Origin of the sequence: Streptomyces sp. NPDC004266, assembly GCF_042874095.1 — a bacterium.
Lineage (GTDB): Bacteria > Actinomycetota > Actinomycetes > Streptomycetales > Streptomycetaceae > Streptomyces.
The window spans coordinates 252,838-275,484 of the sequence record NZ_JBIAMM010000003.1; the positions used below are offsets into that span (position 1 = coordinate 252,838).

21 protein-coding genes are annotated in these 22,647 nt (G+C 72.6%); 13 read left to right on the plus strand and 8 right to left on the minus strand.

The window, feature by feature from the left end; all coding sequences use genetic code 11:
- Positions 1-142: 142 nt before the first annotated feature.
- The 3 genes from ACFYUZ_RS09190 to ACFYUZ_RS09200 are packed head-to-tail and all read right to left on the minus strand — an operon-like array spanning position 143 to position 2,914.
- Positions 143-880, minus strand: coding sequence for an ABC transporter ATP-binding protein (locus ACFYUZ_RS09190; protein WP_389307234.1), 738 nt, complete (start codon positions 878-880; stop codon positions 143-145).
- The gene (locus tag ACFYUZ_RS09195) at positions 877-2,400 is read right to left on the minus strand and encodes a peptidoglycan-binding protein (RefSeq protein ID WP_389307235.1); all 1,524 of its coding nucleotides are present in this window, start codon (positions 2,398-2,400) and stop codon (positions 877-879) included. Before ACFYUZ_RS09195 ends, ACFYUZ_RS09190 begins: the two co-directional genes overlap by 4 nt.
- Complete coding sequence (locus ACFYUZ_RS09200; RefSeq protein WP_389307236.1) at positions 2,393-2,914, minus strand: hypothetical protein; 522 nt, start codon at positions 2,912-2,914, stop codon at positions 2,393-2,395. Before ACFYUZ_RS09200 ends, ACFYUZ_RS09195 begins: the two co-directional genes overlap by 8 nt.
- 296 nt (positions 2,915-3,210) lie before the next feature.
- Here ACFYUZ_RS09200 and ACFYUZ_RS09205 point away from each other — a divergent pair, with 296 nt between their 5' ends.
- From ACFYUZ_RS09205 to ACFYUZ_RS09215, 3 genes are all read left to right on the plus strand, one after another.
- A complete protein-coding gene (locus ACFYUZ_RS09205) occupies positions 3,211-3,627 on the plus strand; it encodes a peptidase inhibitor family I36 protein (protein WP_093874623.1) in 417 nt (138 codons plus the stop codon).
- Positions 3,628-3,786: 159 nt separating this feature from the next.
- Entirely contained in the window at positions 3,787-4,731 is a 945-nt protein-coding gene (locus ACFYUZ_RS09210; RefSeq protein ID WP_389307237.1) for a hypothetical protein, read from the plus strand.
- A 188-nt stretch (positions 4,732-4,919) separates the two neighbouring features.
- The gene (locus ACFYUZ_RS09215) at positions 4,920-5,324 is read left to right on the plus strand and encodes a helix-turn-helix transcriptional regulator (RefSeq protein WP_389307238.1); all 405 of its coding nucleotides are present in this window, start codon (positions 4,920-4,922) and stop codon (positions 5,322-5,324) included.
- A gap of 6 nt (positions 5,325-5,330) precedes the next feature.
- Here the strand turns inward: ACFYUZ_RS09215 and ACFYUZ_RS09220 are convergent, their stop codons facing one another.
- Both ACFYUZ_RS09220 and ACFYUZ_RS09225 read right to left on the minus strand, forming a co-directional pair.
- A complete protein-coding gene (locus ACFYUZ_RS09220) occupies positions 5,331-6,662 on the minus strand; it encodes a geranylgeranyl reductase family protein (protein WP_389307239.1) in 1,332 nt (443 codons plus the stop codon).
- Between the two features lie 19 nt (positions 6,663-6,681).
- Positions 6,682-7,374: a demethylmenaquinone methyltransferase gene (locus tag ACFYUZ_RS09225; protein WP_389307240.1), complete on the minus strand. Its 693-nt coding sequence runs from the start codon at positions 7,372-7,374 to the stop codon at positions 6,682-6,684.
- Between the two features lie 135 nt (positions 7,375-7,509).
- Here ACFYUZ_RS09225 and ACFYUZ_RS09230 point away from each other — a divergent pair, with 135 nt between their 5' ends.
- Both ACFYUZ_RS09230 and ACFYUZ_RS09235 read left to right on the plus strand, forming a co-directional pair.
- Positions 7,510-8,052, plus strand: a complete 543-nt coding sequence (locus ACFYUZ_RS09230) for a SigE family RNA polymerase sigma factor (protein ID WP_030693558.1) — start codon at positions 7,510-7,512, stop codon at positions 8,050-8,052.
- A gap of 38 nt (positions 8,053-8,090) precedes the next feature.
- The gene (locus tag ACFYUZ_RS09235; protein WP_389307241.1) at positions 8,091-8,849 is read left to right on the plus strand and encodes a hypothetical protein; all 759 of its coding nucleotides are present in this window, start codon (positions 8,091-8,093) and stop codon (positions 8,847-8,849) included.
- Positions 8,850-8,860: 11 nt separating this feature from the next.
- Here the strand turns inward: ACFYUZ_RS09235 and ACFYUZ_RS09240 are convergent, their stop codons facing one another.
- The 3 genes from ACFYUZ_RS09240 to ACFYUZ_RS09250 all read right to left on the minus strand — a co-directional run bounded on the left by ACFYUZ_RS09240 (position 8,861) and on the right by ACFYUZ_RS09250 (position 11,885).
- Positions 8,861-9,460 (minus strand): hypothetical protein, encoded by a 600-nt coding sequence (locus tag ACFYUZ_RS09240; RefSeq protein ID WP_389307242.1) that lies wholly within the window; start codon positions 9,458-9,460, stop codon positions 8,861-8,863.
- A 7-nt stretch (positions 9,461-9,467) separates the two neighbouring features.
- Positions 9,468-10,667, minus strand: coding sequence for a cyclic dehypoxanthinyl futalosine synthase (mqnC, locus tag ACFYUZ_RS09245; protein ID WP_389307243.1), 1,200 nt, complete (start codon positions 10,665-10,667; stop codon positions 9,468-9,470).
- A gap of 345 nt (positions 10,668-11,012) precedes the next feature.
- Positions 11,013-11,885 (minus strand): menaquinone biosynthetic enzyme MqnA/MqnD family protein, encoded by an 873-nt coding sequence (locus ACFYUZ_RS09250; protein ID WP_389307244.1) that lies wholly within the window; start codon positions 11,883-11,885, stop codon positions 11,013-11,015.
- A 261-nt stretch (positions 11,886-12,146) separates the two neighbouring features.
- Here ACFYUZ_RS09250 and ACFYUZ_RS09255 point away from each other — a divergent pair, with 261 nt between their 5' ends.
- From ACFYUZ_RS09255 to ACFYUZ_RS09290, 8 genes are all read left to right on the plus strand, one after another.
- Entirely contained in the window at positions 12,147-12,350 is a 204-nt protein-coding gene (locus tag ACFYUZ_RS09255; RefSeq protein WP_015035453.1) for a cold-shock protein, read from the plus strand.
- Between the two features lie 185 nt (positions 12,351-12,535).
- On the plus strand, positions 12,536-12,937 hold the full coding sequence (locus tag ACFYUZ_RS09260) for a DUF1992 domain-containing protein (RefSeq protein WP_389307245.1): 402 nt from the start codon (positions 12,536-12,538) through the stop codon (positions 12,935-12,937).
- A gap of 43 nt (positions 12,938-12,980) precedes the next feature.
- Positions 12,981-13,496 carry a DUF664 domain-containing protein gene (locus ACFYUZ_RS09265; RefSeq protein WP_389307246.1) on the plus strand — a complete coding sequence of 172 codons (516 nt, stop codon included), beginning with the start codon at positions 12,981-12,983 and terminating at the stop codon, positions 13,494-13,496.
- A 185-nt stretch (positions 13,497-13,681) separates the two neighbouring features.
- Positions 13,682-15,880, plus strand: coding sequence for an FG-GAP repeat domain-containing protein (locus ACFYUZ_RS09270; protein ID WP_389307247.1), 2,199 nt, complete (start codon positions 13,682-13,684; stop codon positions 15,878-15,880).
- Positions 15,881-15,918: 38 nt separating this feature from the next.
- Positions 15,919-18,126, plus strand: coding sequence for an FG-GAP repeat domain-containing protein (locus tag ACFYUZ_RS09275; protein ID WP_389307248.1), 2,208 nt, complete (start codon positions 15,919-15,921; stop codon positions 18,124-18,126).
- Between the two features lie 258 nt (positions 18,127-18,384).
- Positions 18,385-19,335, plus strand: coding sequence for an FG-GAP repeat domain-containing protein (locus ACFYUZ_RS09280; RefSeq protein ID WP_389307249.1), 951 nt, complete (start codon positions 18,385-18,387; stop codon positions 19,333-19,335).
- A gap of 18 nt (positions 19,336-19,353) precedes the next feature.
- Positions 19,354-20,268: an FG-GAP repeat domain-containing protein gene (locus ACFYUZ_RS09285; protein WP_389307250.1), complete on the plus strand. Its 915-nt coding sequence runs from the start codon at positions 19,354-19,356 to the stop codon at positions 20,266-20,268.
- A 90-nt stretch (positions 20,269-20,358) separates the two neighbouring features.
- Complete coding sequence (locus ACFYUZ_RS09290; protein ID WP_389307251.1) at positions 20,359-22,635, plus strand: FG-GAP repeat domain-containing protein; 2,277 nt, start codon at positions 20,359-20,361, stop codon at positions 22,633-22,635.
- The last annotated feature ends 12 nt before the right edge of the window (positions 22,636-22,647 follow it).

The window sequence follows — 22,647 nt, forward strand, 5'->3', positions numbered from 1 at the left end:
CGGCGCCGCCGCGGTGACTCCTTCCGGGGGCCTTCGCCCTTCGGGGCCTCGTCGTGGGGACCTTCGCCCTTCGGGGACTCCTCGTGGGGGCCTTCGCCCTTCGGGGACTCCTCGTGGGCACCTTCGTCCTTCGGGGACCGCCTCACGCCCGTCCCTCCCTCGCCGGCTCGCTCAGCATCCCGTCGCGGATCGTCACCGTCCGTTCGCCGCGCTCCGCCACCTCCGCGTCATGGGTGATCACGACGATCGTCATCCCGGAGGCGTGCAGTTCGCCCAGGAGGTCCAGGACGGACCCGGCGTTGTCCGAGTCGAGGTTGCCGGTCGGTTCGTCGCACAGCAGCAGCGACGGCCGGCCGGCCAGGGCCCGGGCGATGGCCACCCGCTGGCGTTCGCCGCCGGACAGCCGGCCCGGCAGCGCCTCGGCCCGGTGGCCGAGTCCCACCCGTTCGAGGGCGGTACGGGCGCGGGCGCGGCGCTCGGCGCGGGGCACCGCCGAGTACACCATCGAGAGCGTGACGTTCTCCGTGGCGCTGCGGTGCGGCAGGAGGTGGAAGGACTGGAAGACGAAGCCGATCCGCCGCCCGCGCAGGGCCGTCCGTTCTCCGTCGCGCAGCGCCGCCGTGTCGATGCCGTCCAGGAGGTACGTGCCGCCGGTGGGCGCGTCGAGGAGTCCCGCGACGTTCAGGAAGGTCGACTTGCCCGATCCGGACGGGCCGACGACGGTGATGAACTCGCCCTGCTGGACGGTGAGTTCGCAGGGCTTCAGGGCGGCGACGGGCGGCGGCCCCGGGTAGGTCAGGCTCACCGCGCGGAACTCGATGACGGGGACGCCCCGGCCGTCCGCCCCGGCCGCCCCGGTCCCCTCGCTCGTGCTGCTCACGGCGACCCCTGGGGGTTTCCCGAGGCCGCGCCCGGGTTCACGCCGGTGACCACCTCGTCGCCCTCCTTCAGGGCGCCGCGGGTGAGCGGGACGACCTCCACGAAGCCGTCGCCGGTCGTGCCGGTCCGCACCTCGATCCGCTCCTGCCGGCCGGTGCCGTCGACGGTGGTGACGACCGTCTTGCCGTCCACGCCGGCGGAGACGGCGGTGACCGGGACGACCAGGGCCTTGCCGTCGGTGGAGGCGGCCTCGATGGTGAGGCGCACCTCCTGGCCCGCGAGGCCGGACGGCAGCTCGCGGGCCGGCTCGACGGTGAAGAGGTAGCCGACGGCGCCGTTGCCCTGGGCGCCGTCCCCTCCCGCGCCGTCGCCGCCCCCGCCGGAGCCCGAGCCCTGCGTGCCGGACTGCTGGTCCTGCTGCTGGGACGGGGTGTCCGCGACCGAGACCACCCGGCCGGTCGTCTCCTGTCCCGTCGTCTCGGCGAGGATCCGCACCTTCTGCCCGGCGCGGATCAGCCCCTTCTGGTGGTCCTGGAGATAGCCCTGGGCCATGAGCCTGCCGGAGGAGAGGGTCATGGCGGTGCCGGAGACCTGCGCTCCCGTCCGGGCCGTGACGGTGGCGACCCGGGCGGGGAAGGTCCGTACGAAGACGACCTCGGCCGCCGGGACCATCGGGCCGGCCGCCGCCTCCGCCTTCGCGAGCGCCTCGCGGGCGGTGTCCAGGTCCTCGGCGGCCCGGTCGCGGGCCTTCCTCAGCGTCTTCTTCTGCGCGTCGTCCGTGGTGGCCGCGAGCGCGTCACGGGCGTCCACGAGGGCCCGCTCGGCACCGGTGACGGAGGCCTTGGCGCCGTCCACGGCCGCGCCGTCGTCGTCGACGGCGGGCCTGGGGTCGTAGCCGATGGAGGAGTAGAACTCCTCGACGGCGTCCTTCGTGCCGGGCCCGAAGGTGCCCTTCTCGTCGCCGCCGCGGCCGTGGCCGAGCGCGTCGAGCGCGTCCTGGAGCTGCTTCACGTCCTCGCCGGTGGCGCCGGGCTTGAGGTCCCGGTAGACGGGCAGGCCGCCGCGCAGGACGAAGACGGGACGGCCGGATATCTCCAGGAGCACCTTCCCCGAGCGCACCGCGTCCCCGCTCTTCACAGACACCTTGGTGATCACGGGGGCGGCGCCGCCCTCGCCGCCCGCCGAGACGGGCGCGACCTGGATGCTCTGGCCGGCGGCGACGGTGCCGCGCAGGACGACCGTCTCCGCGAGGACCCGGTTCTCCACCCGGGCGATCAGCACGTCCTGCGGCGGTGGCTCGGCGTCGGCCGCGACCTGCGCGGGCGACCTGATGAAGGCGGTGGCCGCCAGGCCGGAGCCGGTCAGGGCCACCGCCCCCGCGACGAGGGCGGCGACCCAGAACCGGCGCCGGTTCATCCGGGCGCCCCCGGCGTCGCCGCCGGGGGTCCGGGAACTGTCCGCGACCCCGCCCGGCGGCTCCGTGCCGGGCGGGGTCGTGCCGGGCGGGGTGTCGTCAGCCACCGACGACCGTCCCGCCGTCTCCGCCGGCGGCCTTGGGACCGCAGGCCTTCAGCGCCGTGATCACCTTGGGGTCGCCCTTCATCCGCGCGCCCAGGTCGCCGTCGAGCGCCACCTCGCCGGTCGCCGGGTCGGGGTCCGGGTAGTCGGCGATGCCCTCCTTGCGCATGCAGGCGGAGAGCTTCCTGGCCGCTTCCAGTTTCGCCGGGTCGGCCTGGCCCTTCCCGGGCTGCTTCGCGGCGCACGCCTTCTCCGCCGCGGCCACCGCCTCGGGCTTGTTGGCGTCCTTGTCGACGCGCTTCTCCCCGCCCTCGCTGTCCTGGAGCTTGAGCCCCTGGGCGCCGAGGCAGTCGTAGTAGGCGGCCCAGCCGCCGGCGCCGTTCGAGGGCGCGGAGGAGGGGGCGGAGGAGGTGGAGGCGGTGGTCTTCGCGGTGCTCGGCTCCGACCGGGTCGCGCCGTCCCCGTCACTCGAGCACCCCCCGAGCCCGAGGGCGAGGATGAGTACGGGCACAGCCATGAGGCGTCTCATCAGAAACGGTCCTTCCGACGGGGATTCCCCGTCTACGGGGCGTCATGGGAACGCGCAGGAGGGGGCCGACGCGGCGTTGCGCTACGCCACGTACAAGGCCCCTGCGCGATAGGTCTGCGGCGCCCGGCGGGCACCTCGACGCGACGAGCATATCCGTGGGCGGCCGGACCGGTAACTGTCTCAACGGACAGTGGACGCGGCCGAGTTGGCGATGCTCGTATGGACACCGGTCCACTCCGGGCCACAGCGAACCCATCAGCAACAGCTACGTGAAAGGCAACGACATGCAGCGCACTGCACTCCGTCGCGTCGCCGCCACGGCCATCGCGCTCGCCGCCATCGGCGCCGGCGCGCTCGCCACGGCCGGCTCGGCCTCCGCGGCCACCGGCAAGAACGGCTACCTGGAGAGCGGCGAGTTCGGCCTGTTCTACAACTCCGGCCAGGCCGGTGCCGTCTGGGACCTCTACGTCGCGGACGACAACTTCGACGGCGACCGCTTCCCCGGCCCGGGTGCCGGCGCGGGCGAGTCGGTGAACGACAACACCGCCTCGTACTACAACGCCGACTCCCTGACGTGGTGGGTCTACACCGACGCCTACGCGGGCGGCATCGAGGGCAGCCTGCCGGCGGGTTACGTCGGCAACGCGTCCACGAACTTCAAGAACCGCATCTCCTCCGCGTACCACTACAAGGCCCGTTGATCACCAGGGTCTCGTGAAGCACCACCCAGCTGATCCGCCGGAGTAGCCTCACGGCCCCGGCGCACGCACCACCGCGGCAGCCGTTGCTCCGCCCGAATGAGGCGGGCAGAGCAACGGCTGCTCCCATGGTAGACACGCACACGTCCCTGGAGCAGCCCCATGCGTCCAATCGCCGCCCGCGCGACCGTTCTCCTGTTGAGCGCCGCGCTCCTCACCGCCTGTTCCTCCGAGTCGGACGGCGGCGGTGGCGACGGTTCCGCGCAGGAGCCCGCGATCGGGACGATCCCCCGGCTGCTGTCGACGACCGGCCTCTCGTACCCGCTGGACGCCTACGCGACCACCGACGACCAGCGCCGCAAGCTGGAGCAGGCACAGGCCCGGGTGACCAGCGACTGCATGAAGCGTTTCGGCTTCGACTTCGAGCTGCCCCTGACGCCCGCCGTCGGCGGCCGGTCCGACGACTCCCGGTACGGCCTCACCGACGCCACCGTCGCGGCCCGCTACGGCTACGTCCCCAACCGGGGCGCCCAGCCGCCGGCGAAGCCGCCCACCCAGGTCCTCGGCACGAGCGGCAAGCTCGCCCTCAGCGGCCCCACCGGCTACAAGGGCCCCCAGCCGATGAGCCTGGAGGAGGCCAGGGGCAAGGACAGCGGCAAGACCCTCAACGGGCAGAAGGTGCCCATCGGCGGCTGCATCCGCGAGGGCTACCTCACGGTCTACGCGCCGAAGAAGGGCGCGGTGGACGCCATGTTCGTCACCAACCTGACGATGGACGCCAACTCCCGGTCCCGCGAGGACTCCCGCGTCGTCGCCGCGGTGAAGGCCTGGTCCGCCTGCATGGCCGAGAAGGGATACACGGTCGACGAGCCGGTCAGTCCGCAGAGCGACCTGGGTCTCAACCCCAACACCTACGGGGGTCCGAAGGCGATCGCCGCCGCCAAGCAGGACGTCGCCTGTAAGGAAAAGGCCAACCTCGTCGGCATCTGGTACACCGTCGAGAGCGCCTACCAGAAGCGGAGCGTCGAGCAGAACGCCGAGACCCTGAACCAGGCGAAGACCGAGCTCAACGACCGTTTGAAGCTGGCGGCCACGCTGGCCGGCTGAGCCGCGGGACCGAGGACGACAGGTCGGCGGCCCAGTCGATTTCCGGCCGCCGGGATGTCCCAGGGACATCCCGATCCGGCCGTGCGGGCATCTTTTTCCGACTCGATCCGTTTACCGTTCCCATCGGGAACCAGTGCCGCGGTTCCGTCGCACAGTGCCCAACGAATGCATTCTCTGGGGGGAGACTCATGCTTCGTCAGTGCCCGTCCTGCCGACCCGAACCAGCCGATGGTGACGGAACCCGAGCCGCCAGGATCAACCCCGTCACCACCGCGTTACGCCACCTGGACTCCCTGACGGACCGCGAGGTCGAGGTCCTCTGGGCGATGCCCGGCGGGGAGTCCAACACGGATCTGGCCGGACACCTCGGCATCACCGAGCGCACCGTCAAGTTCCACGTCACCAACATGCGCGAGAAGCTGGGCGGTCTGTCGCGCGCCCAGCTCCATCTGCTCGCCCTGCTCGCCGAGGCGGTCTGGCCGTGCCGTCACTGTCGCCACGACGCGCCCGGCCGGAGCGCGGAGCTGCGCGCCCGCGTGCCCCGGCCTCCGATGAGCCGGCAGTTCGCCGGAGTCGTCAAGCGCTGCGCCTGACGCCGCTCAGGCCTTCGGCGCCACCTTCGACAGGCCGTTGATGATGCGGTCCATGGCGTCGCCGCCCGTCGGGTCCGTGAGGTTCGCCAGCATCTTGAGGGTGAACTTCATCAGCAGCGGGTGGGTCAGACCGCGCTGGGTCGCGATCTTCATGATCTTCGGGTTTCCGATGAGCTTCACGAAGGCGCGGCCCAGCGTGTAGTACCCGCCGTAGGTGTCCTTGAGGACCTGCGGGTAGTTCCGCAGGGCCAGCTCGCGCTGGGCGGGCGTCGCGCGCGCGTGCGCCTGGACGATGACGTCGGCCGCGATCTGGCCCGACTCCATCGCGTACGCGATGCCCTCGCCGTTGAACGGGTTGACCAGGCCGCCCGCGTCGCCGACCAGCAGCAGGCCCTTGGTGTAGTGCGGCTGGCGGTTGAACGCCATCGGCAGGGCCGCGCCGCGGATCGGCTGCGTCATGTTCTCCGGGGTGTAGCCCCACTCCTCCGGCATGGAGGCGCACCAGGCCTTGAGGACCTCGCGCCAGTCCAGCTCCCGGAACGCCTTCGAGGAGTTGAGGATGCCGAGGCCGACGTTGGACGTGCCGTCGCCCATCGGGAAGATCCAGCCGTAGCCGGGCAGCAGACGGTCCTGCGGGCCGCGCCGGTCCCACAGCTCCAGCCAGGACTCCAGGTAGTCGTCGTCGTGCCGGGGGCTCGTGAAGTACGTCCGGACCGCCACGCCCATCGGCCGGTCCTCGCGCCGGTGCAGGCCCATGGCGAGCGAGAGCCGGGTGGAGTTGCCGTCGGCGGCGACGACGAGCGGGGCGTGGAAGGTGACCTCGCGCTTCTCCTCGCCCAGCTTCGCGTGGACGCCGGTGATCCGGCCCGTGCGGTCGTCGATGATCGGCGCGCCGACGTTGCAGCGCTCGTACAGCCGGGCGCCGGCCTTCTGCGCCTGGCGGGCGAGCTGCTCGTCGAAGTCGTCGCGCTTGCGGACGAGTCCGTAGTCCGGGTACGAGGCGAGCTCCGGCCAGTCGAGCTCCAGGCGGACGCCGCCGCCGATGATCCGCAGGCCCCTGTTCCGCAGCCAGCCGGCCTCTTCGGAGATGTCGATGCCCATGGCGACGAGCTGCTTGGTGGCGCGCGGCGTGAGGCCGTCGCCGCAGACCTTCTCGCGGGGGAACGCGGTCTTCTCCAGGAGCAGGACGTCGAGTCCGGCCTTGGCGAGGTAGTACGCGGTGGTGGAGCCGGCCGGGCCTGCCCCGACGACGATCACATCTGCGGTGTGCTCGGAGAGGGGCTGCTCGGTCACGGCGGATCTCCCGGAGGGGTCGAGGGAAGGATGGGGGAAGTTCATGGGCGGGGGCAGGAGGCGGTCAGGCCTTGAAGCCGCGGTGCAGGGCCACGATGCCGCCCGTCAGGTTCCGGTGGGCCACCTTCGACCAGCCGGCCTTCTGCATCATGCCCGCCAGGGTCGGCTGGTCCGGCCAGGACTGGATGGACTCCGCGAGGTACACGTACGCGTCGGGGTTGGAGGACACGGCGCGGGCCACCGGCGGCAGCGCGCGCATCAGGTACTCCTCGTACACCGTGCGGAAGGGCGCCCAGGTGGGGTGCGAGAACTCGCAGATGACGACCCGGCCGCCGGGCTTCGTCACCCGGTGCAGCTCGCGCAGCGCCCGGTCGGTGTCCTGGATGTTCCGCAGCCCGAAGGAGATGGTGACCGCGTCGAAGACGTCGTCGCGGAACGGCAGCCTCATGCCGTCGCCCGCGGTGAACGGCATCCACGGGTGGTTCTTCTTGCCGACCCGCAGCATCCCGAGGGAGAAGTCGCACGGGACGACGTACGCCCCCGCCTTCACGAACGGCTGCGAGGAGGTCGCGGTCCCGGCGGCCAGGTCGAGGATCTTCTGCGCGGGCCGCGCGTCGACCGCCTTGGCGACCTCCTTGCGCCAGCGCCGGTCCTGCCCGAGGGAGAGCACGTCGTTGGTGAGGTCGTAGTTCGCCGCCACGTCGTCGAACATCGAGGCGACTTCGTGCGGCTGCTTGTCCAGGGATGCTCGGCTCACCCGGCCATTGTGGCAGCCACCCCCCGGGCGGCCGGGGACCGGCCCCGGCCCTCTGGAGATTTCCAGGAATCGGCTTCAACCTTTTCCGGCCGGGCGCGCTCAAGGATGGGTGACAGTGCTGACGAAGGGAGCGAGATGCCGTCACCGCTTGGCTCGGACGTCGGGTTCGAGGAGTTCGCCCGATCCGCGCAGACGCGGCTGTACCGCACCGCGTACCTCCTGTGCGGGGACGCGGAGACCGCCCGCGACCTCACACAGACCACCCTCGCCAAGCTCTTCCAGCACTGGCGGCGGGCCGGGGCGGCGGAGCATCCGCACGCCTACGCCAAGACCGTGCTCACCCGCACGTTCCTGGCCGAACGGCGCCGTCGGCTGCGCGACCTGCTCGCCTTCACCAAGACCGGCGGGCTCGGCCCGGCGCGGGACACCGAACAGCCGGACCTCAGGGTCACGCTGCTCGCCGCGCTCGCCGAGCTTCCGCCCAGAGCCCGCGCCATGGTCGTCCTTCGCTACTGGGAGGACCTGAGTGTGGAGACCGTCGCCTCGCTGATGCGCTGCAGCGAGGCGACGGTCAAAAGCCAGTGCTCACGCTCGCTGGCCCGGCTCCGGGACCGCCTCGGCGAGGCACACCTCTACACCGCCGATCCCCAACTCCACCCTTACGCCATCGGAAGCTGAGGCCCCGCGTGGACGACGAAACGATGCTCCGCCGTGCCATGGACCGGACGACACAGGAGCTGCCACCCCTTCCCGACCTCGCGCCCGTCGCGGTGCGCCTGGGCCGCAGGCGCCGCGCGCGGACCCGGCTCACCGTCGCCGGCGGTGTCTTCGGCACCGTGACCGCGGCCGCGCTCGGACTGTCCCTGCTGCCCGGGGCGGACCCCGGCGTCGCGATGCCCGCCGCGCCGCCGGCCGCCTTCCCCTCGGCGTACCACACGCCGGTGCAGGTCCGGCCGACTCCGGGCCAGGAGCCGCCGGAGAAGCTCTCCGACGCCGAGAGCGCGCGCCGCGCCCAGTTCCAGCAGCAGGTGTCGGCCCTCCTCGACGAACTGCTGCCGGCGTCCGTCGAGGACGTCCGGCCGGTCGCGGGCGAGGTGTCCTCGTACCGGATCACCGCGGGCGGCGGGACCTTCCCCGTGAAGCTGTCCGTCCGGCCCGCCGAGGGGGAGCGCCTCCAGGAGTGCCGGAACCGGCCGCCGAAGGTCACCTGCGAGAAGGCCGATCTGGGCGGGGGCCGCACCGCGCAGGTGTACGCGGTGGCCGTGAACAGGACCGACACCCTGGGGGCCATGGTCGTCACGCGGTACGGCAGGAGCAACGCGCTGCTCTCCGTCGACCCCTCGGACAGTGCCTCGGCGCCCGTGACGCCGGACCAGCTGCTCGCCGTCGTACGCGACGCCCGCTTCACCGATCTGCTGAAGTACGCGGACGAGTACCCGGTGCAGAAGAAGGGCGCCCCGGTCCGGGGCGGCTGAGCCGGGCCCGGCTACCGGCGCCGGTGGACCAGGCGGCCGCCGAGGACGGTGGCGACGCAGGTCGACGCGCCGAGGCGGACCAGGGCCGCCCGGTCGGGGACGTCGAAGACGGCGAACCGGGCGGGGCCGCCCGGCACCGGGGCGGGCAGCAGGATCAGCGGCACCGGGGAGAGGGACGGCGGCCCGGGCAGGGACGGGGGGCGCTGCCCGACGGCGAGGCCGGCCCGCCGCACCGCGTCCTGCGCGGCCCGGCCGCGCAGTTCGCCGGCGACCGCGACCGTGCCGTGCGCCAGCATCCGCTGCACGCCGCGCCGCGCGCTGGCGCCGAGCCGCGCCGGGTCGGCGCGGAAGATCGCCCGCGCCCGCTCCCCCGTGATCGGCTCGGTGCCGAACTCCGCGGCCTCCCGGGGGTCCGGGTGGTAGGTCTGTTCGAGCAGCTCGGGGCCGTAGGGGTTGAGGAGCCCGGGGGTGAGGATGCCGGGCCACCGCCGCACCCGCGCCTCGGGCCGGGCGGCGGCCAGGTCCTCGTACGGGCCGACGGCGGCGACGAGGGCGCCGTCGACGAGGACGGCGCTCCCGGGTGTCGCCTCGGCGACGTGGAGGGTCAGCACGGGCGCGTCAGTGGGCGTCGAGGAGCTTCAGCTCCGGGTGCGCCGTGCCCCCCGCGATCGCCGTGGACGAGATGTGCGAGGCGACGCGCTCGTCGACCGGGTCGTTCGCCGGGTCGTCGTGGACCACGATGTGCTCGTACGTCGTGGTGCGCTGCGCCGGGACGCGGTCCGCCGTGCGGATCATGTCGATCATCTCGCGCAGGTTGGAGCGGTGCTTGGCACCCGCCGAGGAGACGACGTTCTCCTCCAGCATGATCGAGCCGAGGTCGTCCGCGCCGTAGTGCAGGGTCAGCTGGCCGATCTCCTTGCCCGTGGTGAGCCACGAGCCCTGGATGTGGGCGACGTTGTCGAGGAAGAGCCGGGCGATCGCGATCATCCGCAGGTACTCGAAGAGCGTGGCCTGCGTCCGGCCCTTGAGGTGGTTGTTCTCCGGCTGGTACGTGTACGGGATGAAGGCCCGGAAGCCGCCCGTCCGGTCCTGCACGTCACGGATCATCCGCAGGTGCTCGATCCGCTCGGCGTTGGTCTCGCCGGTGCCCATCAGCATGGTGGAGGTGGACTCGACGCCCAGCTTGTGGGCGATCTCCATGATCTCCAGCCAGCGCTCGCCGCTCTCCTTGAGCGGGGCGATGGCCTTGCGCGGCCGCTCGGGGAGCAGCTCGGCGCCGGCGCCCGCGAAGGAGTCCAGACCGGCCGTGTGGATGCGGGTGATGGCCTCCTCGACGGAGACGCCGGAGATGCGGGCCATGTGCTCGACCTCGGAGGCGCCGAGGGAGTGGATGACCAGCTGCGGGAAGTCCTTCTTGATGGCGGCGAAGTGCTTCTCGTAGTACTCGACGCCGTAGTCCGGGTGGTGGCCGCCCTGGAACATGATCTGGGTGCCGCCGAGCTCCACGGTCTCCGCGCAGCGGCGCAGGATGTCGTCGAGGTCCCGGCTCCAGCCCTTCTCGGTGTCCTTCGGGGCGGCGTAGAACGCGCAGAACTTGCACGCCGTCACGCAGACGTTCGTGTAGTTGATGTTCCGCTCGATGATGTACGTCGCGATGTGCTCGGTCCCCGCGTACCGGCGGCGGCGCACCGCGTCGGCGGCGGCGCCCAGTGCGTGCAGGGGCGCCGAGCGGTAGAGGTCGAGCGCCTCCTCGGGGGTGATCCGGCCACCCGCGGCGGCGCGGTCGAGAACAGACTGGAGTTCGGCCTTCTCGGTCACCGGGTGCGTCCCTTTCGGAGGGGTTATGACAGACCGAGCCAGCCTACGCCAGCGCTCCTCGCGACTTCCGCAGGGTGCCGTTCCCCGGCCGCCGGAGGCCGGGGAGGGGGACGGCGGGTGGGGCGCCGGGGAGAGACACGCGGGGTTCCGGCGAATATCCGGTGAATTCCCGGCGTGTCGCCGGCGCGTCCCATTACCGGTGGTCCGGCGCCGGCGTCCCGGGGAGAGCGACCGCATTCCCGGAGGCGCCCGGAAAGGCCCGCCCTGGACACGGAAAGGCCCGCCCGGCGCGCGGGGCGGGCCCCCGGCATTTCTTTGCCGCGCCATTCCCCGCGGCCGCGCCGCTTATCGCACCGGGGACGGCAGGAGTTCCACCGCGACGTCCGCCGGGAAGCCGGTCGTGGGGCCGGTGCGGCGGGCGAACTCCCGTACGCCCGCGAGTTGCTCGGGGCCGAAACGGAAGTCGAGCGTGCGGAAGTACCGCTCCAGGAGTTCGGCGTCGAAGGTCTCCCAGCGGGCCGCCTGCTCGGCGACCTTGGCGACCTCTTCGAGGGAGAGGTCGCGCGAGGCCAGGAACGCCTGGTGCACCTCGTGGACGGTCTCCGGCTCGCGCGCCAGGAAGTCCTTGCGGGCCGCCCACACGGCGAAGACGAACGGCAGGCCCGTCCACTCCTTCCACATGAGCCCCAGGTCGTGGACCTGGAGGCCGAGCCGGGGCGCGTCGTGCAGGGAGGCCCGGAGCGCGGCGTCGCCGATGAGGACGGCGGCCTCCGCCTCCTGCATCATCAGGCCGAGGTCCGGCGGACAGGTGTAGTAGTCGGGCTCGACCCCGTACTGCTCGGCCAGGATCAGCTGGGCGAGGCGCACGGAGGTGCGGGAGGTGGAACCGAGGGCCACGCGCGCGCGGTCGAGCTCCGCCAGGGGCCGCTGGGAGACGATCACGCAGGACATGACGGGCCCGTCGCAGCCGACGGCGATGTCGGGGAGCGCGACCAGGTCGTCCGCGTTCCGGAGGTACTCGACGAGGGTGATCGGGCCGATGTCGAGATCGCCCCGGACGAGCCGCTCGCTGAGCTTCTCCGGCGTGTCCTTGGTGAGCTCGAGATCGAGGAGCGTCCCGGTCCTCGCGAGGCCCCAGTAGAGGGGAAGGCAGTTCAGGAACTGGATGTGTCCGACGCGGGGCCGGCTGCGCTGCTGGTCGTCGGTTGCTTTGTCCACATCGCGAGGCTAGACCCGTCTCGCAGTGTGGGCATCGGCGGGGCACGCGCGTCAGCGCACGGAACGGAATCAAACATGCGGGTGACGTGATCTTTCCCTCTACCGCCGCGAGCGTCCTGCGTGCTACGCTCGACGCAAGTTGCAGTTTGGTTTCCCTTGCAGTACAGAGCCTGCGGAGCATGTGACCCGCAGGCTTTTGTAGTTTTCAGACTTGTTTGCAGGTTCTGGAGCAGGGCGACCCTTTGGCCCATAGGAGGGCTCATGGCTACCGGAACCGTGAAGTGGTTCAACGCTGAAAAGGGCTTCGGCTTCATCGCCCAGGACGGCGGCGGCCCGGATGTCTTCGTCCACTACTCCGCGATCAACGCGAACGGCTTCCGCTCGCTCGAGGAGAACCAGCTCGTGACCTTCGACGTCACGCAGGGCCCGAAGGGCCCGCAGGCGGAGAACGTCTCCCCGGCCTAAGTTGCCCGGGTCGGCGAACGCACGACTAGAGCAGTACCCAAGGAGCCCCGCTCCGTGCCTCACGGCACGAGCCGGGGCTCCTGCCCTTTTCCGGACCCGGGACGCGTGCACGCTCGGTAGCCGTTCGTCACCGAGCCGGGCTCCGAGGCGAGGCCCGCACGGCCGCGTGTACGTAGTCTGGACACATGACGGAACGCAAGCCGCCCGGAGTCAGCTTCGAGTCGTTCGTCGACAAACAGATCCGCGAGGCGGCGGAACGCGGTGATTTCCGCGACCTGCCCGGCTTCGGGAAGCCGCTCCCCGACGACGCCGCCCCGTACGACGAGCTGTGGTGGATCAAGGGGAAGATGCACCGCGAGGGCGCGTCCGTCCTGCCGCCCTCCCTCGCCCTGCGCAAGGAGGCCGAGGACGCGGAGGCGGCGGTGGCCGCGGCCGTCTCCGAGAGCCAGGTGCGCCGCGTCCTCGGGGAGATCAACACCAGGATCGTCGAAGCCCTCGCCCGCCCGCCCGCCGGCCCGCCGCTGAACCTGAGGCCGTTCGACGTGGAGGCGGCGGTGGAGCGGTGGCGGCAGGAACGCCGGCCTTAGCTCCCCGTCCCCGACGCACAGGTCCCGACCCCGAGGAGCCCCCATGAACAGTGCCGGTCTGCTGGTCGACGCGTTCGGCCGGATCCGTGAGGTCGTCCACGAGGCCGTGGAAGGGCTGACGGACGACGAGCTCGCCGTGCGCATCGACCCCGACGCGAACTCCGTCGCCTGGCTCGTCTGGCACCTCACCCGCGTCCAGGACGACCACCTCGCGGACGCCTTCGACACGGACCAGCTGTGGACCTCGGACGGCTGGGCGGACCGCTTCGGGCTGCCCTTCCCGAAGCGCGCCACCGGCTACGGCCAGACGAGCGCGCAGGTCGGCGAGGTCCGTGCGCCGGCGGAGCTGCTGCTCGGCTACCACGACGCCGTGCACGCCCGTACCGAGGAACTGATCCGCGCGGTCACCAACGCGGACCTGGACCGGATCGTCGACACCCGCTGGGACCCGCCGGTCACGCTCGGCGTCCGCCTGGTGTCGGTGATCGCGGACGACCTCCAGCACGCGGGGCAGGCGGCGTACGTCCGGGGCGCGGTGGAGCGGCGGGAAAGATCGTGACGGGCGCCGGGGGCAGGTGGTAGCGTCCGCCCGGTCTTTCGCGCGAGGCGACGCTCCGGTCGGGGGGCACCACCGGCCGCCTCCGCGCGCCACGGCCGCCGCCCTCCGCCGGCGCGGCCACCCCGGGGAGGACCGCAGCTTTGTCGTACCGCCTTCGCACATCCCGTTTCCGTACGCCCGGCCGGATGCTCGCCGTCGCCGTGGGCACCGCGCTCGCCGTCACCGTGGGGGGCGTCCTGTCCGCCGTCCCCGCCACGGCGGACACCGTGGCGGGGGTGCGGGCGACGGCCTCCGCCGTGCCGTACCCGAAGGGGCGCGGGCTCTGGGGCCTGGGGAGGACCGGCTTCCTCACCTGGGACGACACCAGTGCCACCCCGCCCCGCTGGACCCGCTTCTCGGACGGGGCCACGACGTCCTTCGCCGCCGGTCACTCCGTCCTCGGCTCGCGCGACTCCGACACGGTGATCGACATGTGGCGCGGCGGCGTCACCCTCCGGGACATGGCGACGGGCACCGCACCGCTCTGGGTCGACCTGTCCACGGCCGGCCCGGACGCCCAGGAGGCCGGTGCCGTCGGCTCGACCCTCTTCGTCACCACCGCCAACGCCACCGGCGGCCAGAACCTCGACCTGTACGCCCCGGGCGACACCGCTCCGTCGAAGCGGGCCGTCACGGGTCTGCCGGCGAACGCGACCGGACTGTTCGCCGTCGGGGCCGCGGGCACCGACGCCCTGCTGTCGTACCGGACCGGCTCGGGGACGACGGCCCGTCACCACTGGGCCGTCGTCGACCTCACGACCGCCACCGTCACCGCGCAGCGGGCGCGGGCCTCCGACGGCGGCCTCGCCCTCTCGGCGACGCACGTCGCGTGGACCGAGCCGACGGCGACCGGGCTCACCACGGTGAACGTCCTGAACCGGGCCACCGGCCTGGTCCAGCGCTTCAGCCCCGGGGCGGGCGACCTCACCGTCTCCCTGGTGGGCGACTGGGTGACGTACGCGCGCCGCGACGGCCTGCGGGACTACTCCCCCGACCCGCTGCACGCGCTGACCGCGCGGAACCTGACCACCGGGGCGACCCGCAAGCTCCTCGACCACGTGGTCACGGCCGTCGACGCGCCCGGCGACGCGATCGGCGTCCAGGGCGGTACGGTCGCGCAGGGCGAGGGCCTGTACCGGATCGCGCCCGGCACCGGCGGCGTGCCGGTCGCCACGCTCGTCGCCTCCAGCGGCGAGCCGACGAGGGTGGCCCTCCTCGGCCACGGCATCCCGTCGGTGATCGACCTGAGCCGGACCGGGTCGGTCGACCTCACGTGGCGGCTCTCGCGGATCAACGTGGGAGGCACCCTCACCCTCCGCAACACCCGCACCGGCGACACCCTGGTCGACGACTTCCACCCCCTCTCCGAGCAGGCCGCCGACTTCACGTACGCCCACTACGCGTGGCACGGCGACATGGACTGGCCTGGCGACGCCAGCCTCTCGACGGGCGCGAAGACCGGTACGTACACCTGGCGGATCGACGCCGAGCCGCTCAACGGCATCGGCCCGGCCCTGGTCGCCTCCGGGTCCTTCAGCGTGATCCGCAGCCGGACCCAGCCCCACGACTTCGACGGCGACGGATCCCCTGACCTGCTCGCCCGGGACACGACGGGCCGCCTGTGGCTGGGCGACTCCTTCTACGAACGGGACGGCGGGTACACGAGGTTCGTCGAGCCCTACTCCAAGGCCGTCAGCGGCGGCTGGAACATCTACGACCGCATCGAGGCCACCGGCAACCTCGGCGGCTCCGGCGTCGGCGACTTCGTCGCCCGCGACCGGGCCGGCGTGCTGTGGCTGTTCAAGGGCCGCGGGGACACCACCTTCAGCAGCCGCATCCGGATCGGCGCCGGCTGGAACGTCTACGACCGGATCGCCGGCGGCAGCGACCTGACCGGCGACGGCCGGCCCGATCTCCTCGCCACCGACAAGGCGGGCGTCCTCTGGCTGCACCCGGGCACCGGACGGGACACCGCCCCCTTCGCGGCGCGCCGGAAGCTCGGCACCGGCTGGGGGATCTACACCCGGATCACCGCCGTCGGCGACCTCGCCGGGGGCCCCGCCGGGGACCTCGTGGCCCGTGACCGGGCCGGTGTGCTCTGGCTCCACCTCGGCAAGGGGGACGGCACGCTCGCGCCCCGGACCCGGATCGGCGGCGGCTGGGGGGCCGGCTGGGACCTGGTGGGCCTCGGGGACGCCGACCGGGACGGCCGCGCCGACCTCTCCGTCTCGGAGTCGTACCTCTACCGGGGGACCGGCGACTGGCACGCGCCGCTGCGTCCGCGCGAGGAGACGTCCGCGCTGCGGTGGGCCCCCTCCATCGAACCCTTCGACCTCTTCGCCTGACACGAACCCTTCGTCCCACCCACAGGGAGAGACAGCTCTTGTCCCACGTCCGACCAGTTCGCCGGCGGCTGTTCGTCGCCGTCACCGCCGTCCTCGCCGTGACCCTCGGCGCCGGGGTCCTGACGGCTCCCGCTACCGCGGCTCCCACCGGCGTCGTCACGGGCACGGCGGGCACGGCGGCCACCGCCGTCACCTTCCCCAAGAACTTCAAGGTCACGGGAGCCGGGATCACCGGCTTCCTCTCGCAGAACCCGGAGACCTACGACACGCGCTGGACGTCGTACGCGACCGGCGCCTCGACGGGATACTCCGGCCACGTCCTCCTGCGCTCCTCGCGCACCACGGACTACCTGGTCTTCGTCGGCAGCTACCAGGTCACGCTGCGGAACCTGAGCACGATGTCGGCGCTCGACGTCCCCGTCGGCTTCTCGGGGGGCGGCGCCATGTACGTCGGGGCCGCGGCGGACGCCGTGTTCACGACCGTCGCCTCCGAAGACGGCGGCACGGTGCTGCGGAAGCACACCAAGGAGGCCGGCGCGGTCGCGGTGACCGGCCTGCCGGCCGGCGCGACCGCCTTCGCGGTCGGTCCCGGCACCCCCGACGACGCCCTGGTCACCTTCACCGTGGGCACGGCGAAGAAGTGGGGACTGCTCGACCTCGCCACCGGCGTCGTCGACGAGATCCGCGACCGCCCGGCCGCCTCGCTCGGCGGTGACGTCGCCGTCTCCGCGACCCGGGTGGCGTGGACCGAGTCCACCGCGGCCCACCGGACCTCGATCGTCGTCCTCGACCGCGCCACGGGCACGGCCAAGCGCATCCCGCTGGCCGACGTGGAGGCGTACGGCGTCCAGATCGGCCTGGTCGGCGACCGGGTGGTGTACGGCGACGCCGACGGCCTCGACTACGGCGCCCCGAGCCCGCTGTACGCCCTCACCGCGGTCGACCCGGCCACCGGGGCCAAGGTCCGGCTCCTCGACCACCTGACCTCGTCCGAGGCCGCCCCCGACGGCAGCCTGATGGTGCGCGGCGGAACGGTGGCGCGGGGCGAGGGCCTGTACCGGATCACCGCCGACGGCGCCGGGAACCCGCTGGTCTCCCTCGTGGCGCCCACCGGGGAACCGACCAAGGTCGTCATCGGGACGAACAACGTCCCCGCCGTCGTGGACTTCGACAAGACCCGCGGCCGGGCCTCCTTCACGTGGAACCTGTCCCGGACCACGGTCGACGTGAGGATGACGGTGCGCCACGTCCGGACCGGCCTGACCAGAACCCAGTACGACACCCACCCGTACAACCCGTGGGTCACGATGGCGTGGGACGGCGAGCTGGGCCCCTCGGGCGTGAGCGCCCCCAACGGCGACTACACCTGGACGGTCACCGCCACCCCGCTCAACGGCATCGGCCCGGCCGCGACCGCCTCCGGCACCTTCAAGGTCGTCCGGAAGGCCGCGCCGCACGACTTCAACGACAACGGCACGCCGGACGTCCTCGCACGGGACGCCGCCGGGCGGCTGTGGCGGCACGACTCGAACTACTCGGCGTACGCGAACAACGGGCAGCTCGTCGAACCCTCGACGCCGGGGCCGGCCCTGCTCGGCACCGGCTGGAACGTCTACGACCGGATCGAGGCCGTCGGCAACGTCGGCGGGTCGGGCGTCGGCGACTTCGTCGCCCGCGACAAGACCGGCGTGCTGTGGCTGTTCAAGGGCCGGGGCGACGGCACGTTCGCCGGCCGCATCCGCATCGGTGGCGGCTGGAACACGTACGACCGGATCACCGGCGGCAGCGACTTCACCGGTGACGGCCGCTCCGACCTCGTCGGCATCGACAAGGCGGGCGTCCTCTGGCTGTACAGGGGCACCGGCCTCGACACGGCCCCCTACTCGGGACGCGTGAAGCTCGGGGTGGGCTTCGGCATCTACGACCAGATCACCGCCGTCGGCAACATCGCCGGCGGCACCGCCGGGGACCTCGTCGCCCGGGACAGGTCCGGCGTGCTGTGGAGCTTCCTCGGCGACGGCAGGGGCGGCTTCGTGCCGCGTACGAGGATCGGCGCCGGGTTCGGCGCGTACGACGACCTGATCGGCGTGGGGGACGCCAACCGCGACGGGCGCAACGACCTGTACGTGCACGCGTACAACGGGGACTCGTACCTGTTCCGCGGCTCGAACGACTGGCGGGCCCCCTTCCAGGCCCGCCAGCTCACCGGAGTGGCGTTCGCGTACGGCTACTCCCCCGTCGCCTGACCCTCCGCCCTCCGGCCGCCCGCCCCCGATCGCCCGTCCGGGCCTCCGGGGGCGGGCGGTCGGGGTCCGGGCATGCGGCGGGGGCTCCCGCGAGGCGGGCTGAACTTTCCGTGAACCCTCGTACAACCCTCCGGCCCGGCCGCGTGTCTGACCCTGCGGCACCTCGTGAAAGATCTTGCTTCGCGGGCCGTGCTCTACGGATTTCCGGGTGACGCGCTCTTCGCCGCGCGCGCCCTCCTTGGGGGAGGAACGTTTCACTTGCGTCGCACCACCGCATCGCACCGTCGCATCGCGACGGCCGTCACCGCCGTCCTCGCCGCCACGCTCGGGGCGGCCGTGCTGTCCGCGCCCGCCGCCACGGCCGCCACGGCCCCGGTCACCCCGGTGACCTGGCACGACTTCAACGGCAACGGCACGCCCGACATCATCGTCGACGACTACGCCTGGCCCACGGTCAAGCGGGTCGACACGAAGTACGACCCGGCCACGGGCAAGATCACCGCCGAGTACTGGACGCTGACCGACCTCGACACCGCCACCCTGAACGCGTCCCTCAACGTCGCCACCGGCAACCTCGGCGGCTCCGGCGTCGGCGACTTCGTGTCCCGGGACACGGCAGGCGTGCTCCAGCTCCGCAAGGGCCGCGGTGACGGCACCTTCACCGCGCCCATCCGCGTCGGCACCGGATGGAACACGTACAAGGAGCTCGTCGGCGGCAGCGACGTCACCGGCGACGGGAAGCCCGACCTGCTCGGGGTCTCCAAGGCCACCGGCGAGCTGTTCCTCCACACCGGCACCGGCAAGGACACCGCCCCCTTCCTCGCCGCCCGCAAGAACCTCGGCAAGGGTTGGGGCGTCTACCGCTCCGTCGCCGGTGTCGGCAACATCGCCGGCGGCCCCGCCGGCGACGTCGTCGCCATCGACGCGTACGGGACCGCCTGGCTCCACCTCGGCAAGGGCGACGGCACCTTCGCGCCCCGCACCAGGATCTCCACGGGCTGGGGGGACTACCGCGGCGTCTTCGGTGTCGGCGACATCAACCGCGACGGGCACCCCGACCTGGTCGGCCGGGGCTTCCACTACCACGACGACGTCGCCCTGAAGGTCCACCTGGGCACCGGCGACTGGCGGGCTCCGTTCAAGAACACAGCCCCGCAGGAGATCGGTCTCTGGGGCGACGGCATCCCGTACCTCCCCCGCCCGTTCTGACCTCGGTAAAGGATTCCTGTGCACACCTCTTCCTCCTCGCGCCGGCTCACGACGGCCGCCACCGCGGTCATCGCCGCCACCCTCGGCGCCCTCGCCCTCGCCGCCGCGCCCGCGGCCACCGCCGCCGGGCCGGCCACCGCCGCCCGCCACGACTTCAACGGCAACGGCACGCCCGACCTGGTCCAGATCGACCGGGCCGGCAAGGTCTTCCGGTACGACCTCGCGTACACGCCGTCCACCGGCAAGGTCACCGCCAAGGCGCCCGTCGACGCGTCCTCCGTGTGGACGCAGAGCTCCCGCATCGAGGCCACCGGCAACCTCGGCGGCACCGCCGTGGGCGACGCCGTCGGCGTCGGCTACGACGGCTTCCTGAAGCTCTACAAGGGCAAGGGCGACGGCACCTTCGCCGCTCCGATGCGGGTCAGCGGCGGCTGGCACACGTACAACCACCTCATCGGCGGCGCCGACGTCACCGGCGACGGCAGGCCCGACCTGCTCGGCGTATCCAACATCGGCGGCTCGCTCTACCTGCACACCGGCACCGGCAAGGACACCGCCCCGTTCCTCGCGGCCCGCAGGAACGTCGGTGCCACCGGCTGGGGCGTCTACCACGCCTTCGCGCTCGGCGACTTCGCCGGCACCAAGGCCGGCGACATCGTCGCCATCGACCACCAGGGGATCCTCTGGCTCCACCAGGGCAAGGGCGACGGCACCTTCGCCAACCGCACGAAGGTCGGAGCGGGCTGGAAGGTCTACGACGACATCGTCAGCGTGGGTGACGCCGACCGCGACGGCCGCGACGACCTGGTCGCCGTCGGCACCGGCGGCGGCGCCTTCTACAAGGGCACCAGCGTCTGGAAGGCCCCGTTCGCCCCGGCCCGGCCGTTCGCGCTGAACACCATCGCCGACCCGTTCCGGAACCTCTTCGTCTGACCCTCGGACCTGACCGGCAGCACCCAGGGGGTACGAGCCCCACGCCCGTACCCCCTCCTCCTCGTCCCCCCGTCCCCGAAGGGCACCCCCATGCGGCACACCCCCTCCTCCCGGCGCCTCACCGCGGCCGTCACCGCCGTCCTCGCCGTCACCCTCGGCGCCGCGTCCCTGACCGCCCCGGCCTCCGCCGCTCCGGCGGACGGCACCGGCACGACCCCGGGCGCCTCCGCCACGGCCGACGGCGTGATCTCGATGCCGGCCGCCACGCGGATCGTCAGCGCGGGCCCGTCCGGCTTCCTGACCGCCGCGCCCGCGCCCGACAGCCCGATCGGCGACCCCCTCTACAGCTGGACCAGCACCGTGGACGGCACCACCACCGCCCTGCCCACGCTGGGCGGCGGGGCCGTCTACTACGGCGGCTTCTCCGACTCCGTCGTGATGCGGCAGCCGACCGGGGGCTACCGCGTCTACGACATGTCGCAGCCGGGCGCGTCCTACGAGTCCTTCTCGGTGAACGGCACCCCCCTCACCCACGCGGCGATCGGCGGGACGGTCGTCCTCTCGTACTACGACGACGCCAGTCGGACCGGCTCGCTGTGGCTGTCGAGGAAGGGCGTCGACGCGGGCGCCAACCGCCAGGTGAGCGGGCTGCCCGGCGACGTCCGGATCCTGAGGGCCGAGCCGACCTCGCCCACCACCGTGGCCGTGCACTACACGACGCGCGACGCCGAGTCCGTCGTCCACCACCTCGTCGCCGTCGTCGACGTCACGACCGCGTCCGTCGTCGAGCGCCGCGAGACGGGCAACGCGGTGTACTCGGCGGACTTCGACGCCAACGCCTCGTACCTGGCCTGGGTCGAGACGTGGACGGCCGCCAACGGCAGCCGGACCGCCACCCTCAAGTACGCGGAGCGCGCCGCCGAGGGCGCGGGCCCCCTGCTCGGCTCCGTCGACCTCGGCGTCTACGCGAACACCTCCATCGCCCTCCTCGGCAGCGCGCTCGTCTACTCCGTGCCGACCGCCGACGTGGCCACCGCGCCCAACCCGCTGCTCGCGCTGAACGCCGTCGACGTCGTCAACGGCACCAAGTCCAAGCTGCTCGACACCGCCACCTCCGCCGTGCGGACGCCCGACGGCAGTCTCCTCGTGCACGGCGGCACCGTCGCCCAGGGCGAGGGCGTCTACCGGCTCACGGTCGCCGAGAACGGCGGGATCACCGTCACGCTCGTCGCGAGCACGGGCCGGCCGACCGCCCTGAAGGTCCTGCGCTCCAGCGTCCCGGCCGTCGTCGACTTCGACCGCACCGACGGCAAGGCCACCCTGGAGTGGCAGCTGTCCCGGCAGCTGGCCTCCGGGACGGTGAAGGTGCGTCACGTCCGCACCGGCAAGGTCGTGTTGGACCACGCCTTCGACTCCTACAACGTGGGCAGCTCGGGTCTCGTCAAGGTCACGTGGAACGACCGTGGCGGCTACGAGCACGCCCCCAACGGCGACTACGCCGTGGAGTTCACCGCCACGCCGAAGAACGGCATCGGCCCGGCGGTGAAGCAGACCTCTCCCGTGAAGATCGTGCGCGCGGCCAACCCGCACGACTTCAACGACAACGGTGCTCCGGACCTGCTCGCCCGCGACGCCGCAGGTGTGCTGTGGCGCGACGACGTCTTCCACTCGGAGACCTCCGCCGGCATCGACCTCGGCACGAGGACGAAGCTGGGCGCGGGCTTCCAGGCGTACAACGCGATCGAGGCCGCCGGGAACCTCGCGGGCGGTCCGGCCGGCGACTTCGTCGCCCGCGACACCGCCGGCGTGCTGTGGAGCTTCCTCGGCAAGGGCGACGGCACCTTCGCCGCCCGTACCAAGGTCGGCCCCGGCTGGGGCGCCTACAACAAGATCGCGGCAGGCTCCGACCTGACCGGCGACGGCCGCCCCGACCTCGTCGCGGTGGACGGCGCGGGCGCGCTCTGGCTCCACAAGGCCACCGGCAAGTGGGACGCCCCCTACGCGGCCCGCGTGCGGCTCGCCTCCGCCGGCTTCAACACGTACAACCAGATCGCGGCCGTCGGCAACATCGCCGGCGGCACCGCCGGGGACCTCCTCGCCCGGGACACGGCGGGCGTGCTCTGGCTCTTCGCGGGCAAGGGCGACGGCACCTTCGCCCCGCGCACCCGCGTCGGCTCCGGCTGGGGCGCGTACAAGCAGCTCGTCGGCGCCGGGGACATCAACCGGGACGGCATCCCCGACCTGGTCGCGTACGGCACCGAGACCTTCGTCTACCTGGGCACGGGCAAGTGGGACGCCCCGCTGAGCACCAAGCAGTACGGCCAGCTCTACTACGCCGAGGGCGGCAAGTTCAACGCGCTCGCCTGACCGGCACCGCTC